11 protein-coding genes and 1 pseudogene are annotated in these 13470 nt (G+C 72.0%); 6 read left to right on the forward strand and 6 right to left on the reverse strand.

Going from position 1 to position 13470, the window contains the following annotated elements:
• Positions 1-253 precede the first annotated feature (253 nt).
• The 3 genes from AB0950_RS10865 to AB0950_RS10875 all read left to right on the forward strand — a co-directional run bounded on the left by AB0950_RS10865 (position 254) and on the right by AB0950_RS10875 (position 6033).
• Positions 254-2035, forward strand: coding sequence for an N-acetylglutaminylglutamine amidotransferase (locus AB0950_RS10865; RefSeq protein WP_360573565.1), 1782 nt, complete (start codon positions 254-256; stop codon positions 2033-2035).
• Positions 2011-4257: a prolyl oligopeptidase family serine peptidase gene (locus AB0950_RS10870; RefSeq protein ID WP_366778332.1), complete on the forward strand. Its 2247-nt coding sequence runs from the start codon at positions 2011-2013 to the stop codon at positions 4255-4257. The genes AB0950_RS10865 and AB0950_RS10870 overlap by 25 nt, the downstream gene beginning before the upstream one ends.
• Before the next feature lie 69 nt (positions 4258-4326).
• Positions 4327-6033, forward strand: a complete 1707-nt coding sequence (locus AB0950_RS10875) for a RecQ family ATP-dependent DNA helicase (protein WP_360146142.1) — start codon at positions 4327-4329, stop codon at positions 6031-6033.
• 116 nt (positions 6034-6149) lie between these two features.
• Here AB0950_RS10875 and AB0950_RS10880 read toward each other — a convergent pair whose 3' ends face one another.
• Positions 6150-6740, reverse strand: coding sequence for a hemerythrin domain-containing protein (locus tag AB0950_RS10880; RefSeq protein ID WP_366778333.1), 591 nt, complete (start codon positions 6738-6740; stop codon positions 6150-6152).
• 11 nt (positions 6741-6751) lie between these two features.
• Positions 6752-7951 carry a hypothetical protein gene (locus tag AB0950_RS10885; RefSeq protein ID WP_366778334.1) on the reverse strand — a complete coding sequence of 400 codons (1200 nt, stop codon included), beginning with the start codon at positions 7949-7951 and terminating at the stop codon, positions 6752-6754.
• 372 nt (positions 7952-8323) lie between these two features.
• On the opposite strand from AB0950_RS10885, the gene AB0950_RS10890 reads away from it, so the two are divergent.
• Positions 8324-8593 carry a hypothetical protein gene (locus AB0950_RS10890; RefSeq protein WP_360146133.1) on the forward strand — a complete coding sequence of 90 codons (270 nt, stop codon included), beginning with the start codon at positions 8324-8326 and terminating at the stop codon, positions 8591-8593.
• A 51-nt stretch (positions 8594-8644) separates the two neighbouring features.
• Positions 8645-9190, forward strand: coding sequence for a hypothetical protein (locus tag AB0950_RS10895; protein WP_366778335.1), 546 nt, complete (start codon positions 8645-8647; stop codon positions 9188-9190).
• 35 nt (positions 9191-9225) lie between these two features.
• Here the strand turns inward: AB0950_RS10895 and AB0950_RS10900 are convergent.
• From AB0950_RS10900 to AB0950_RS10915, 4 genes and pseudogenes are all read right to left on the reverse strand, one after another.
• Positions 9226-9381, reverse strand: a pseudogene (locus AB0950_RS10900) (DUF3500 domain-containing protein); the annotation flags it as partial.
• Between the two features lie 53 nt (positions 9382-9434).
• Positions 9435-9839 carry a DUF3500 domain-containing protein gene (locus AB0950_RS10905; RefSeq protein ID WP_366778336.1) on the reverse strand — a complete coding sequence of 135 codons (405 nt, stop codon included), beginning with the start codon at positions 9837-9839 and terminating at the stop codon, positions 9435-9437.
• Positions 9840-10031: 192 nt separating this feature from the next.
• Positions 10032-11126, reverse strand: coding sequence for a mannose-6-phosphate isomerase (locus AB0950_RS10910; RefSeq protein ID WP_360146124.1), 1095 nt, complete (start codon positions 11124-11126; stop codon positions 10032-10034).
• 442 nt (positions 11127-11568) lie between these two features.
• The gene (locus AB0950_RS10915) at positions 11569-12264 is read right to left on the reverse strand and encodes a type 1 glutamine amidotransferase domain-containing protein (RefSeq protein WP_366778337.1); all 696 of its coding nucleotides are present in this window, start codon (positions 12262-12264) and stop codon (positions 11569-11571) included.
• 125 nt (positions 12265-12389) lie between these two features.
• Between AB0950_RS10915 and AB0950_RS10920 the strand changes: the two genes are divergently transcribed.
• Positions 12390-13295 carry a LysR family transcriptional regulator gene (locus AB0950_RS10920; RefSeq protein WP_360146118.1) on the forward strand — a complete coding sequence of 302 codons (906 nt, stop codon included), beginning with the start codon at positions 12390-12392 and terminating at the stop codon, positions 13293-13295.
• Positions 13296-13470: the final 175 nt, after the last annotated feature.

Genomic DNA, 13470 nt, shown 5'->3' on the forward strand with positions numbered 1-13470 from the left:
TCGGAGGTGCACAGCTCGCCTCCGGTGGACCGGCGGGGCGGGTCGATTCCCGGGTGAGGCAGTCAGCGTTCGCCCGTCACCTCAGGAGTGCCGTGACCGTGCGCAGCAGAGTGGAAGAGGAGTCTCTGTCCTCGCGAAGGAGAAGCACGACCGTGTCGATCAGTCCCGGCCACACACCGGTGGGCGGCCCACGGGGTACCTCACCGCCGCCCACCCCGCACCCCACGTGCGCGCAGCGGGGAGGTGGTTCCGGATGTGCGGGCTGAGCGGAGAGATGCGCTTCGACGGCACGCGTCCCGATCTGGCGGCCGTCGAGCGCATGACGGACCGGCTTGCCGCCCGCGGACCCGACGGCCGGGGTGTCTGGTCACGGGACGCCGTGGCGCTGGGGCACCGCCGTCTGAAGATCATCGACCTCTCCGAGCGCGGGACCCAGCCCCTGACCGACACCGAGCAGGAGATCACCGGTGTCTTCAACGGGTGCATCTACAACTACAAGGAGCTGCGCGCGGAACTGAAGGGCCTCGGCCACCGGTTCCTGTCCACCTCCGACACCGAGGTGGTGCTCACGGCGTACCGGCAGTGGGGTACCTCCTGTGTCGACCACTTCCACGGCATGTTCGCCTTCGCCCTCTTCGAGCACCGGACCGGCCGCCTGATCCTGGGCCGCGACCGGCTCGGCATCAAGCCCCTGTACCTGGCACAGACCCCGGGGCGGCTGCGCTTCGCCTCCTCGCTGCCCGCCCTGCTCGCGGCCGGTGGCGTGGACACCTCGCTCGACCCGGCCGCCGTGCACCAGTACCTCAGCTGGCACGCGACCGTGGCCGCGCCCCGGACCGTGCTGGCGGGGGTGCGCAAGCTTCCCCCGGCCACCGTGCGGGTCGTCGAGCCGGACGGCGCCTACCGGGACCACTGCTACTGGCAGCCGTCGTACACGCGCCGGCCCGAGCACGCCGGCATGGGCCCCGCCGAGTGGCGGGACGCGGTGCTGGACGCGCTGCGCACCGCCGTACGGCGGCGGATGGTCGCCGACGTCCCGGTCGGGGTCCTGCTGTCCGGGGGACTGGACTCCAGCCTGATCGTGGCCCTGCTGGCCGACGAGGGGCAGCGGGACCTGGCCACGTTCAGCGTGGGCTTCGAGGCGGAGGGCGGCGACGAGGGGGACGAGTTCCGCTACTCCGACCTGGTGGCCAGGGAGTTCGCCACCGACCACCAGCAGCTGGTGGTTCCCTCGCAGCGCGTGTCGACGGCCCTGGACGCGGCGGTCGCGGCGATGAGCGAGCCCATGATGAGCCACGACGTGGTCGCCTTCCATCTGCTGTCCGAGCAGGTGTCCAGGAACGTCAAGGTCGTCCAGAGCGGGCAGGGCGCCGACGAGGTCTTCGCCGGCTACCACTGGTACCCGCAACTGGCCTGCGCGGCCCGCGAGGACGAGCCGCAGAAGTATGCCGAGACGTACTTCGACCGGCCGCACGCCGACCTCGCCGCGATGCTGCAACCGGACATGCTGCCGCGGGACGACGTCTCCGGCCGCTTCGTCCGCGAGCACATGGCGGTGCCCGGGGCCGAGACCGCGCTCGACGCCGCCCTGCGCCTCGACACCCATGTCATGCTGGTGGACGACCCGGTCAAGCGGGTCGACAACATGACGATGGACTGGGGCCTGGAGGCCCGCGTGCCCTTCCTGGACCACGAACTGGTCGAGCTGGCGGCCGCGTGTCCGCCGGAGCTGAAGCTGGCCGACGGCGGCAAGGGCGTCTTGAAGGAGGCCGGCCGCAAACTGCTGCCCCGCGAGGTGGTCGACCGCCCCAAGGGCTACTTCCCGGTCCCGGCGATCACCCACATGGCCGGACCCGTCCTGGACAAGGTGCGTGAGGCGCTGGCCGCCCCCGAGGCCAAGCGGCGCGGGCTCTTCCAGGACTCCTACGTCGCCGAACTCCTGGCGGCCCCCGACCGGCACCGCACCAAGCGCGGAGCGAACGCACTGTGGCAAGTGGCTTTGCTGGAGATATGGCTGCAGACGCACGGAATCTGACCGGGGAACTCCCCGCGGTACGGCATCCCGAGGCCGGCACGGCCGGTGCCGAGCGGCCTGCGGCCACCCACCTGAATCGGACCGCCGACCCGCCCCCGCCGGCCCCGGACGGCCGCAGGACCGCCTTCGCCGCGCCCGCCCGCGTCCCGCTGCCGAACGCCTCCGGGCCGCGCGACGCGACGACCCGGCTCATCGCGCACGGCTGCTGGTACCCCTCGGCCGACCCCGCCGGCACACAGGTCGCCTTCATCTGCGACCGAGGCGGTGTGCCCCAGCTCTGGACGGGTCCGGTCGACGGCGAGGCCGTGCGCCTGCTCGACGACGGACAGGACCCCGTGACGGAGGTGTCCTGGTCGCCCGACGGCCGCTGGATCGCCTACACCACCGCCCCCGGCGGCGGTGAGCACACCCGAGTGCTGTGTGTCCGCCCCGACGGCAGCGACCGGCACATCCTGGCCGGAGCCGAGCCGGGCAGCTCCGCCCACCTGGGCTGCTGGGCCCACGACGGATCGGCGCTCGCGGTCACCGTCGCGGTCCCCACCGCCGTACCCGCCCCGGACGCCACGGCGGAGGCCGGTGCGTCCGGCCCCGGCCCGTCCGACGGCCGGCTGCCGGCGCCCTGGCCGGGCCGGACGGGCGACACGGAACTGCTCGGCCCGCCACCCCACACGGACGCCGGACCCGCACTGCCGTCACCCGTACTCGCCGTGGAGACGGCGGCGATCGGCGCACCGGGCGGCGGCACCGCCCCGGCGGCCGGATTCGGCGACGGACTGTCGGCGTACCTCGTCGACCCCGACGGCGTCGCCGCCCCCGTCCTGCTCGCCGCCGAGAAGGACGCGGCGACGCTGCGCGTGTGCGATCTCAGCCGGGACGGCGCGCTCGCACTGCTGCGCCGGGGACCCCGCGGCCGGCGCGAGGCGGTCGTGCTGCGCACCGCCGACCGCGTGACGACCCTCGTGATGCCGGTGGCCGACGGGGACCCGTGGATCGGCAGTTTCTCACCCCGCGCGGACACCCTCTGGCTGCGCAGCAACGCCCACCGGGAGTTCGCGGTCCTTCTCGCCGCCGGGCTCGACCCGGAAGGGCAACCGCGCGGCTGGTCGGTCGGCGCCTCGCGGGAGAGCACCGACCTGGAGCTGCTGCGGTGTGCCCGCGACGGCAGTCACGCCGTGCTCGCCTGGAACGTCCGGGGCATGAGCGAGCTGGAGGTGCTGGACACGGACGCCTCCGCTCGGCCCGCGGCGGACCCGGGCCCGTCCCGGCCCGTGTCCCTGCCCCACGAAGTGGTCACGCGCATCACGCACGCCGGCCCCCGGCTGCTGCTCGCTCTGTCCGGGTCCCGCCGCCGCCCCGGCATCTGGTGGCTGCCCGGCGGCGCGACGCCGGTGCGCACCCCGTGGTCGTCACGCGACGAGGACGCCGTTCCGCCGGGCCGCCCGCCCGTGCGACCGGTCCCGCTGCGCCCCACCGCCCGGGACGGGCTGCCGCTGAACGGCTGGTACTACCGCGCGCCGGGCCGCGGCCCCGGCGAACCGGCGCCCTGTGTCATCCATCTGCACGGCGGCCCCGAGGACCAGGAGCGCCCCGTCCTCAATCCGCTGTACCACGAGATCCTCGGGCGAGGGCTGGACGTCTTCGCACCCGACGTCCGCGGATCCTCCGGCTACGGCCGGTCGTTCGTCGACGCCGACCTGGGAAGGGGACGGTTCGCCGCGATCGAGGACGTGGCGGACTGCGCCGCCCACGCGGTCCTGGCCGGCCCGGCCGATCCCGCCCGGCTGGCGGTGATGGGCCGCTCGTACGGCGGCTATCTCACGCTCGCCTCTCTGGTCTGGCACCCGGACCTCTTCCGCACCGGAGTCGCCGTGTGCGGCATGTCGGACCTCGCGACGTTCTTCGAGGGCACCGAACCCTGGATCGCCCAGTCGGCGGCCCACAAGTACGGCCACCCCGAACGCGACCGCGAACTGCTGCGGGCGCTGTCACCGATGAGCCGCATCGACGAGCTGCGGGCGCCGGTGCTCGCCGTGCACGGGGAGCACGACACCAATGTGCCGCCGGGGGAGTCGGAACAGTTCGTCCGGGCGGCGCGCGAGCGCGGTGTGACCGCCGAACTGCTCACCCTGCGCGACGAAGGCCACGAGTTCCTCCGCGCCGACAACCGCCGGCTCTTCCGCCGTGCCGCCGCCGACTGGTTGCAACGCCATCTGAGCACCTGACCGTCGTGCCCGGGTACTCGCCGGAGGCCGGGGTACCCAGGACAGCCCCCCGCCAGCGAGGAGCGTGCCATGACCGGGGAAGGACCGCCGGCCCGCAGACGGTGGGCCGGGCGGCTGCGGGAGACGGCCGCCGAGGTGTTCGGCTGGGAGGAACTGCGTCCCGAACAGCTCACCGCCATGGAGTGGGTGCTTCAGGGACGGGACTGTCTCGTCGTCATGCCGACCGGATCCGGCAAGTCCGCCGTGTACCAGGTTCCCGCCCTGCTGCTGTCCGGGCCGGTCGTCGTCGTGTCACCGCTGCTCGCCCTGCAGCGGGACCAGATCGCGGGACTGCCCGGCGGCGACGGCGGCCCGGAAGCCGTCGCCGTGAACTCCGACCTCGGCGCGGCCAGGACCGAGGAGGCCTGGGCAGCGGTACGGGAGGGCTCGGTGCGCTACATCTACCTGTCCCCGGAGCAACTGGCCAAGGACGAGGTCGTACAGCGGCTGACCGAGGCGCACCCCGCCCTCTTCGTGGTGGACGAGGCCCAGTGCGTCTCCTCATGGGGCCATGATTTCCGGCCCGACTACCTGCGCCTGGCGCAGGCGGTACGGCGGCTGGGCCGGCCGCCCGTCCTCGCGCTCACGGCGACCGCCGCGCCTCCCGTACGGCAGGACATCGTCGAACGGCTCGGCATGGACAGGCCGCGGCAGCTGGTCACCGGATTCGACCGTCCCAACATCAGACTCGAGGTGAGCCGCCACCTCGACGACGACGAACGGCGCTCCCGTGTCCTGGAGGACGCCGCCGCGGCTCCCAAGCCCGGCATCGTCTACGCGGCGACGCGCAAGGACAGCGAGTCCTACGCCGCGGAGCTGGCCTCCCTCGGGCTTGCCGCCTCCGCCTACCACGCGGGCCTGCGCGCCGCCGAACGCCGCCGGATCCACGAGGCGTTCCTCTCCGGTGACCTGGATGTCGTGGTGGCGACCTCGGCCTTCGGGATGGGCATCGACAAGGAGAACGTGCGGTTCGTGCTGCACGCGTCGCTGCCGGGCTCCCTGGACGCCTACTACCAGGAGATCGGGCGCTGCGGGCGCGACGGACAACCCGCCCTCGCCGTACTGCACTACCGCACCGAGGACACGGGAATGCAGGCGTACTTCAGCAGCCGCACACCCCGCCCCCAGGCCGTGGACGCGGTCGTACAGGCGGTCCACGCCCACCGCGACGCTCCACCGGGTCTGGACGAACTGCGACGGGACACCGGCATGTCGCGCGCCAGGGTCACGACGGCCGTGAACCTGCTGGAGGAAGCCGGTGCCCTGGTCACGGACGCCTCGGGCGCCGTCCGACCGGTCCCGGGCACGGCACCGTCGCGCGCAGTGAGCCGAGCCGTGGACACCGCCGAGGCCCACAAGCGCATGGACCGCTCGAGAGTGGACATGGCACGGGCGTACGCCGAGACCACCGGCTGCCGGAGGCGCTTCCTGCTGGGGTACTTCGGCGAGGAGTACGAGGCCCCGTGCGGCAACTGCGACATGTGCGACGAGCAGGAGAGCGGCGACGGCGACGCGACGAGCACCGGCCGGCATCCGGAGGCCGGCGCCTATCCGCCCGGAGCCGCCGTACGGCACGGCGAGTGGGGCCGCGGCACCGTGCTGAGCGAGGACGGGGACCGCATCACCGTACTCTTCGACGACGTCGGCTACCGCACCCTCTCCCTGGACGCCCTGGCCGCCCGGGACGATCTGCTCACCGTGGTGAGCGGCCCGGACGAGAGCCGGCCGGAGCCCTGACCCGGCCCCGCGCGTGTTCCTTGCCGCCGCCTACCGGCCGGGCCCGTACTGCACTGGGAGCGTCGGTGCATGGGCGCGTCCCGCACGGACTGCCCGTGCGGGACGCGGTGGAGACCTCAGTGCTTGCCCATCGCCTTGCGGACGGCGTCTTTGGTGCGGTCCATGAGTGCGGCCACCGGGCCGACGGCCACGTTGGCCGAGGCGGCCTCGACCCCGGGGTGCGGCCGGGTGGGGGCCATGGCCTCGGCGGCCTTGACGGCCTTGGCCATCGCGGCGAGGTTCGTCACGTCGGTGCTGCGGCGGATGTGCGAGAACTCGTAACGCTCCTCCGCCCGCGCGTGCTCCTGCACCTCGGTGCGCAGCTGCATGAGCCGGGGCATGAACCGGGGGTCGTCGGTGTCCATCTCGTCCAGCGCCGCGAGGGTCTCCTTCGCCGACTTCTCCTCCGCCAGGCGATCCTTGACGACCTGCTCGCCACCGTCGACCGCCATGCGGACGAAGGGGTGGACGACCTCTTCCTCGGCGGTCTCGTGCACGGCCAGCAGCCGTACGAGGCGACGGAAGGCGTCCCGGCGCTCCTCGCCCTGGCTCCGCTCGACCTCGTCGAAGAGGTTGCGGATGTCCCCGTGCTGACGCATCAGCAGGGCCACCACGTCGATGTCGGGCGCCCGGTCGTCACCGGTCTGGGGCGTGTGCAGTTCGGACATGCGCCTGCCCCTCACTTCTCGCGCTGGGAGGGGTCGGGGTGCTCGCCCTCGGTCTGGACGCGGTATTCGCGGCCGAACATCTCGTCGTGTTCCGCCATCACGCGGTCGCTCGGCGGGGCTTCGCCGCCGTGGATCTGCTCCTGCATCTTCTCGAACCGCTCGTGGGCCTCGCGCACATAGCCGGCGCCGAGCGTGGTCAGGTCCATCTGGGTGTCCAGAAGTTCGCGCAGGTACTGCTTGTTCGGCTCGAAGGTGAGCACGTTGGGAAGCTCCGGAGCCAGGATCTCCTGCGGGTCGCGGCCGTCGTGGCGGCGCATCAGATCGCAGGCGGTGTGCAGGTGCTCCAGCTCCATGTTGAGGTGCAGCTCCCAGATCGCCTTGACCTTGGGGTCGCTTTCCTGCTCCATGAAGGAGTAGTACAGGTAGCACTCGTTGTACTCGTGGTTGACCAGCTGCTCCCACCACGTCTCGCCCGGGTCGACGAGGGACTCGTAGTGCGTGACGTGTTCCTCCTCGATCAGCCCGATCTCCTGGTAGAGCTGGCGGGCGATCGGCTCCATGTAGGTGGGGCCGGTGTTCATGTAGAAGTTCATCGTCTGCTGCTCCGCCGACATGATGGTCAGCGCGTGCAGCTTCGACAGCGGGTTTGTCGCGTCCTTGTCGTACGGGTCGCGGACGTTGTCGACCGGGTCGCGGTGGTGGAACCTCGTGGGCCGGCCCGGCATGACCTCGGTGAGGTTGTCGACGATCGACTCCGCCTTGCGGTGCTCGATCATCTCGTACAGGTTGGCGTACCGGTACAGGTGGTCGAAGTCCTCCAGCACACCGAACTGGTAGGCCTGCTTCAGATACGGATCGGGCTCCATCCGCGCCACCCAGGCGGTGAGGTCCACCGCGACCTGCTCGTAGGCGATCGTCGTCTCCAGCACCGACGACACGCCCGGCAGCAGCCAGTTGACCACCTTCTGCTGCTGCGCCTCGATGTACCGGGTCCGTGCCAGCTGCCGCTTGACCTCCGGGTCGGCCGTGTTGCGGGCGAGCTGGTGGCTGAACAGGATCGCCTCCACCTCGACGCCGTTCATCGTGATGATCCGGCACCGGGTGTAGGGGTCGCATCGGTCGGGGTCGATGGGCTGCACGTTCAGCTCACGCCAGCTGCGCAGCTGCCGGTCCAGCGGGATACCCCGCTGTTCCAAGGGGTTGAAGGGCATGGGGGGTGCCTCCTGGGGCAGGGCGGCTCGTGCGTCGGCGGGTACCCTGCCGCGGACGCACGAGCACAGGTCCGCCATCGAGTGTGGTCACCGGCGACACCGTCCGGCCACTCGTGGCACTCCCGGAACACGTGATTCCCCCGGCTGGGCGCAGTCGGCATGACAGCCCGGCGGGACCATGAGAACGACCGGATCGATGTCTGGGCGGGTCCTAGGCGGCGCGGGCTGTCGGCCAGTTGACCCTTCAACCATCACCTGCGTCAGCCAGAGAGTCCCGTCCGTCAGCCCCGACGGTGCCCGCACTCGGACATCGCACGGGGACAGCGCGGTACCCGTGACGGCGGAGACCGACCTGAGGAGAGGAGGACGACGGTGCCGCAGACTGACGACGACCTGCTCGCCTTCGACACCGGCGACCTGGAGGACTGGGACGAGCAGCGTGCGCGAGCCGCGCTCGGCGGAAGGCACGGCGCCCTGTACCGCAACCACCTGCGCATCGCTCGGCACCTCGACGCCTGGGCGGAGGCCGAAGGCCGCCGGACCGACGTCGACGCACACTACAGAGCCGGATACACGCAGGCCCTGCACGACATGGCCGCGTTCCTGAGACAGACGTACTACCTCCCTCCCGGCGCGGACTGACGTCCGTCGCTCGCGCCAGGGACATCCCCCGGCAACCGAAGGAGCCCGCAGATGAACACCCTCCCGAACTCCGGCGCGCTCCGGCACCGCCCCACCGGAGAAGGCGTCGGCATGAAGTTGCTCGGCATCTATCTCAACGACCACCTGGCCGGCGCGACGGTCGGCACCGAACGTGCCGCCCATCTGGTGCGCACCGCCCGTGGCTCCGCGCTGGGCCGCGCGCTCGGGCCCGTCGCAGCAGAGATCGCGCAGGACCGGGCAGCGTTGATCGGCATCATGCGGGATCTCGGCGTTCCCCTTCGCGGCTACAAGGTGTGCGCGGGCTGGGCGGGGGAGAAGGCGGGGCGGCTGAAGCCCAACGGTCGCCTGGTACGCCGCTCCCCGCTCGGAGTCGTGCTGGATCTGGAAGCGCTGCGGCTGGGGATCGAGGGCAAGGCGGCCGGATGGCAGACCCTGCGCCGGCTCAGCGCGACGGACGACCGCCTGGACCCTGCCCGGCTCGACACGCTCCTCGAACGGGCCCGGCGACAACAGGACACGGTCGAGGAGTGGCGGGTTCGCCAGGTAGAGGAAGCGCTGCGCACGACGGCCGGGTGAGTGCCTGCTGTTGTGATCGCGGTCTTCTGCTGGGCCTCGGTGAGCGACTGGATGAACGCCAGGCTCGCCTCGACCTTCTCCTGGCAGACCGAGACGGTCTCGCCGTCGATCTCCAGGCAGGTCGGTTCCGATCCCCAGAAGCAGGGGCTCATGACGACCTGGTCGCCCAGCCCGAAGTAGTTGACGACCAGGTGGTGGCCGTCGAACTGGAAACCCCAGGGCTCCGTGGCCTACGGTGTGCCCATCACGGTCCAGCGTTCTGACTAACCGTCAGGTCAGCCAGGGTGACGCCCTGCCGCTTGAACTCGCCCGGATCCAGATTGCTCCACAGGCGCCACTCGGCGGAGCGGACGGTGAACTGCGTCGCCGACCTCTGGGTGTCGCTGAGCCCCGCCAGGAACGCCTCGGCGGCTGCGACGACCGGCGCGGTGTCGACACCCTGGGAGTGGAGGGTGAACAGGCCGTCGATCTGTTTGCCGTCGGTGGTCAGGCCGTAGAAGTCCTCGGTGATCGTCTGGGCGCCGAGCGTGCCCCCGCCGGTGCCGTGCGTGGGACTCGCGCTGGGAGACGTACTCGCGGTGCCGCTGGGCGAGGCCGATGCGGTGGCGGAGCCGTCGTCCGCGAAGGCCAGTGCGCCGGGGCCTCCCATGGTGGCGAACGCAGCCGCACCGCTCGCAAGGAACACCCTGCGCATAAAGCCGCGTCGGTCCGATTCCGCCGAGTGCTCCCCTTCCGACGTGACATGAAGGGATATCCCAGGGCATTGATTCCGAGTCCCTGTGACCTCCTGGGATTTCTGTGGCTTCTCTCAGAGTTCTCGCAGCTGTTGGTGTCGTTGCATTCACGGGCTGGGGGCGTCGGCGGGCGACCTCGGGTGGAGTTCTTCGCCCAGGGCAGCGATCGCGCCGGGGCCGTGGCCGGCGGCGAGCAGGGGTGCGCGGATGTCGCGCTCCAGGTCGGGCAGGTAGCCGAGCAGCACATCGGCCGGTCCCTCGATCCGCAGGCTGCCCAGCGCGGCCGGCAGCAGCAGGGTGCAGGCGCGGGCCAGTTCCCCCGACCAGCCGGGAGCGGCCACGGTGATCGGGGCGCCTGCGTTGCTCAGCACCAGCGCGGTGGTGAACCTGTGCACCAAGGGCGCTGCGGTGCCGGCCCGCCATCGCTCCAGGGCGAAATGGGGGCCGGCGCACAGGATGGTGCGCTCCACGCCGTCGTCGACCCGCATACTCAGCCCGGGCTGGAAGTCGGGTCGGGGCTCGGGGCGCCACTCGTCCAGCAGGCGCTCCAGGTTGGCATGCCACTCCGCCTCGGCGATCGGGGAGCCGTCCTCCATGCGGTGCCGCATGGCGTGCTGCTGGATGTCCGAGGTCTGCTCGATCTCGTAGACCAGGGTGGCGGGGCCGAAGCTGTGCAGGGTTCCGCCGGGGACGTAGAGGGTCTGCCCGGCGCGCACCGGCAGACGCCGCATGACGGCGTCGAAGTCCTGTGCCAGCAGTGCCCGGTGGAGCCGGTCGCGGTCGACGCCGGCTCTCACGCCGACCAGAGCGGTGGCGCCGGGGGCGGCGTCCAGGATGTGCCAGGCTTCGGTCTTGCCGTTGGGTTGCCCCTCCAGGCGGCGGGCGGTGACGTTGTCGGCGTGCAGATGGACGGGCAGTGGCCCGGTGGCGTCGATGAACTTGGTCAGCACCGGGAAGTGGGGCCCACGCCAGCCGTGTCCGACCAGTTCGTCCGGATACTCCTCGACCAGGTGCCGCAAGGAGTGCCCGGCCAGTGGGCCCTCGGCCACGGTCGCACCCTGGCCGTCCACGTCGCTGACCTCCCAGGTCTCGGCGACCGGGGTGTCGGGCAGGCCGGTGCGGCCCCACCGGTCGGCCAGGGCGCGGCCGCCGAACACGTGCCGCTTCACGGGGGCGGTCAGCCGCAGCGGGTGCCAGTCCACCGAGTCTCGCCGTTCAGAGGATCGGTTGTCCGCCGGTGACCACCCCCCGCGGCCTGGGCACCATCTCGGCTTCGACGCCGGGAGGCCGCTGCTGCTCCGGCTGATTCATCGGAAGCCCTCCTCGAAGACGGTTTCACACCAGGGCGGGGGTGGAGCGGGGCGACGTGGCGAGAGCGGGACGACCCCTCGGCGGAGCAGTACCCGGATCATTCAGGGCAAAAACGGCCTTAGTGGCCTGGTCGAGTCTGATGGTCGAGGGGGGCGGCAGATCCAAGCAGCGGCCGGGATCGTGGCGGTCCGGCCGAGATCACTGGCGGTCCGCCGTGGCGGCGACAGGGCACCGCTCACCGACGGCGAGGGGCCCCACCCGTCGCCGTCGGCTTCCGTCGCAACGGGTCCTTCCAGTCCCTGGTGGGCGCGGTCCCCGGCCGCCGGCCCTGCCTCAGCTCAGCTTCTTCAACAGCTCGGCCGCGAGCGGGGCGGAGCTGGCGGGGTTCTGGCCGGTGACCAGGTTGCGGTCGACGACCACGTGGGGCGCCCACGGCTCGGCGGCGCGTACGTCGACGCCCGCTTCCTCGAGCCGCGTCTGCAGCAGCCACTTGGCCCTGTCGGCCAATCCCGCCTGGGTCTCCTCGGCGTTGGTGAACGCGGCCACGCGGTAACCGGCGAAGGCGTTGGAACCGTCGCCGCGCTCGGCGGCGAGCAGCGCGGCCGGTCCGTGGCAGACCACGCCGAGCGGCTTGCCGGAGTCGAGCGCAGCGACGAGCAGCCTGCCGGAGGCGGGGCTGACGGCGAGGTCCTCCATGGGGCCGTGGCCGCCGGGATAGAAGACGGCGTCGTAGTCGTCCGGGCTGACGTCCTCCAGCCGGACCGGGTGCTGGATCTCGGCGAACGAGGCGAGGGCGGCGGCGATCCGGTCGGCGCCCTGCTGACCGCCGTTGGCCTCGGGAGCGAGGCTGGCCTGGTCGACGGTGGGGACGACACCGCCCGGCGTGGCGACGACGATCTCGTGACCGCCGGCCCGGAACGTCTCGTACGGGGTGACGGCCTCCTCGGCCCAGAAGCCGGTCGGGTGCTTGGTGCCGTCGGCCAGCGTCCAGTGGTCGGCGCCGGTCATCACAAAGAGGATCTTCGACATGGTGCTTCCTTCAGGGGGAGAGGTGCGACGCGATCGAACGTAGAGCGCCGAGCCATCGGGTTCCAATGAGGAATCCGATGGCTGGCATTGGAATTCCTATGGCGCGAGACGCTTGAATGGTCCGTGTGAGCGATGTCGGCCCTCTCGATCTCAATCTGCTGCGCACGTTCCTCGCCGTGTACCGGTCGGGTTCGTTCACCGGTGCTGCCCAGCTGCTCGGGCTGTCGCAGCCCACGGTGACGACGCAGATGCGCACCCTGGAACGGCAGACGGGGCGTGAGCTGTTCGAGCGGCTCCCGCGCGGCGTCGCGCCGACGGCCGTGGCGGACGAGCTGGCGGTGCGGGTCGCCCCGGGGCTCGACCTGCTCGCCGGGGCCGCCGGCCCCGACCCGGCTGCGGGCCGTACGGCCGCACCGGTGCACCTCGCGGGTCCCGCCGAGTTCCTGTGCGTCACCGCGCTGCCGGCGCTGGCACCGCTCGTGGCGGACGGCGTACGGCTGCGGGTGGCGACCGGACTGACCGACGCCCTGCTCGGCGAACTGCGGGCCGGCCGGCACGACCTGGTGATCGCCACCGTCCGCCCCCGGGGCCGGACGCTGTCCGCCGTACCGCTGATGGACGAGGAGTTCGTGCTGGTGGCGGCCCCCTCGTGGGCCGAGCGGCTGAGGGAGCCGCTCGCCGCCGAGGGCCCCTCGGTCCTGCACGGGGTGCCACTGGTGACGTACGCGGAGGACCTGCCCATCGCCCGCCGGTACTGGCGCCATGTCTTCGGCCGCCGGCTGTCCTGCCCCGCCGCCGTCACGGTGCCGGACCTGCGCGGGGTGAAAGCCGCGGTGGCGGCCGGCGCGGGCTTCTCCGTGCTGCCCCGCTATCTGTGCGCGGACGAACTGGCCTCGGGCGCCCTCGTCCCGCTGCACGAGCCCGAGGACCCGCCGATCAACACCGGCTACCTGGTCCAGCGGCCGGGCGTCCCGGACAACCCGGACGTGATCCGCGTCCGCGACCACCTGCTGCGCACGGTCCGCAGCTAGCGGGATCAGCGCCGACGGTCCCGGTCTTTACCGGTGTCCCAGTCCGTCTCGGTGTCTCGGTCCTTCCGAGCGCCCCGTTCCGTCTCGGTGTCTCGGTCCTTCCGAGCGCCCCGTTCCGTCTCGGTGTCTCGGTCCTTCCGAGCGCCCCGTTCCGTCTCGGTGTCTCGGTCCTTCG

Origin of the sequence: Streptomyces sp. NPDC007189, from assembly GCF_040703635.1 — a bacterium.
Lineage (GTDB): Bacteria > Actinomycetota > Actinomycetes > Streptomycetales > Streptomycetaceae > Streptomyces.

What these genes read in the sequence shown, in the direction of transcription:
- AB0950_RS10875 (WP_360146142.1), top strand. Translation starts at nt 4,327, where the DNA reads ATGACCGGGGAAGGACCGCCGGCCCGCAGACGGTGGGCCGGGCGGCTG.
- AB0950_RS10885 (WP_366778334.1), bottom strand. Translation starts at nt 7,951, where the DNA reads ATGCCCTTCAACCCCTTGGAACAGCGGGGTATCCCGCTGGACCGGCAG.
- AB0950_RS10870 (WP_366778332.1), top strand. Translation starts at nt 2,011, where the DNA reads ATGGCTGCAGACGCACGGAATCTGACCGGGGAACTCCCCGCGGTACGG.
- AB0950_RS10905 (WP_366778336.1), bottom strand. Translation starts at nt 9,839, where the DNA reads ATGGGAGGCCCCGGCGCACTGGCCTTCGCGGACGACGGCTCCGCCACC.
- AB0950_RS10880 (WP_366778333.1), bottom strand. Translation starts at nt 6,740, where the DNA reads ATGTCCGAACTGCACACGCCCCAGACCGGTGACGACCGGGCGCCCGAC.
- AB0950_RS10915 (WP_366778337.1), bottom strand. Translation starts at nt 12,264, where the DNA reads ATGTCGAAGATCCTCTTTGTGATGACCGGCGCCGACCACTGGACGCTG.
- AB0950_RS10895 (WP_366778335.1), top strand. Translation starts at nt 8,645, where the DNA reads ATGAACACCCTCCCGAACTCCGGCGCGCTCCGGCACCGCCCCACCGGA.
- AB0950_RS10865 (WP_360573565.1), top strand. Translation starts at nt 254, where the DNA reads ATGTGCGGGCTGAGCGGAGAGATGCGCTTCGACGGCACGCGTCCCGAT.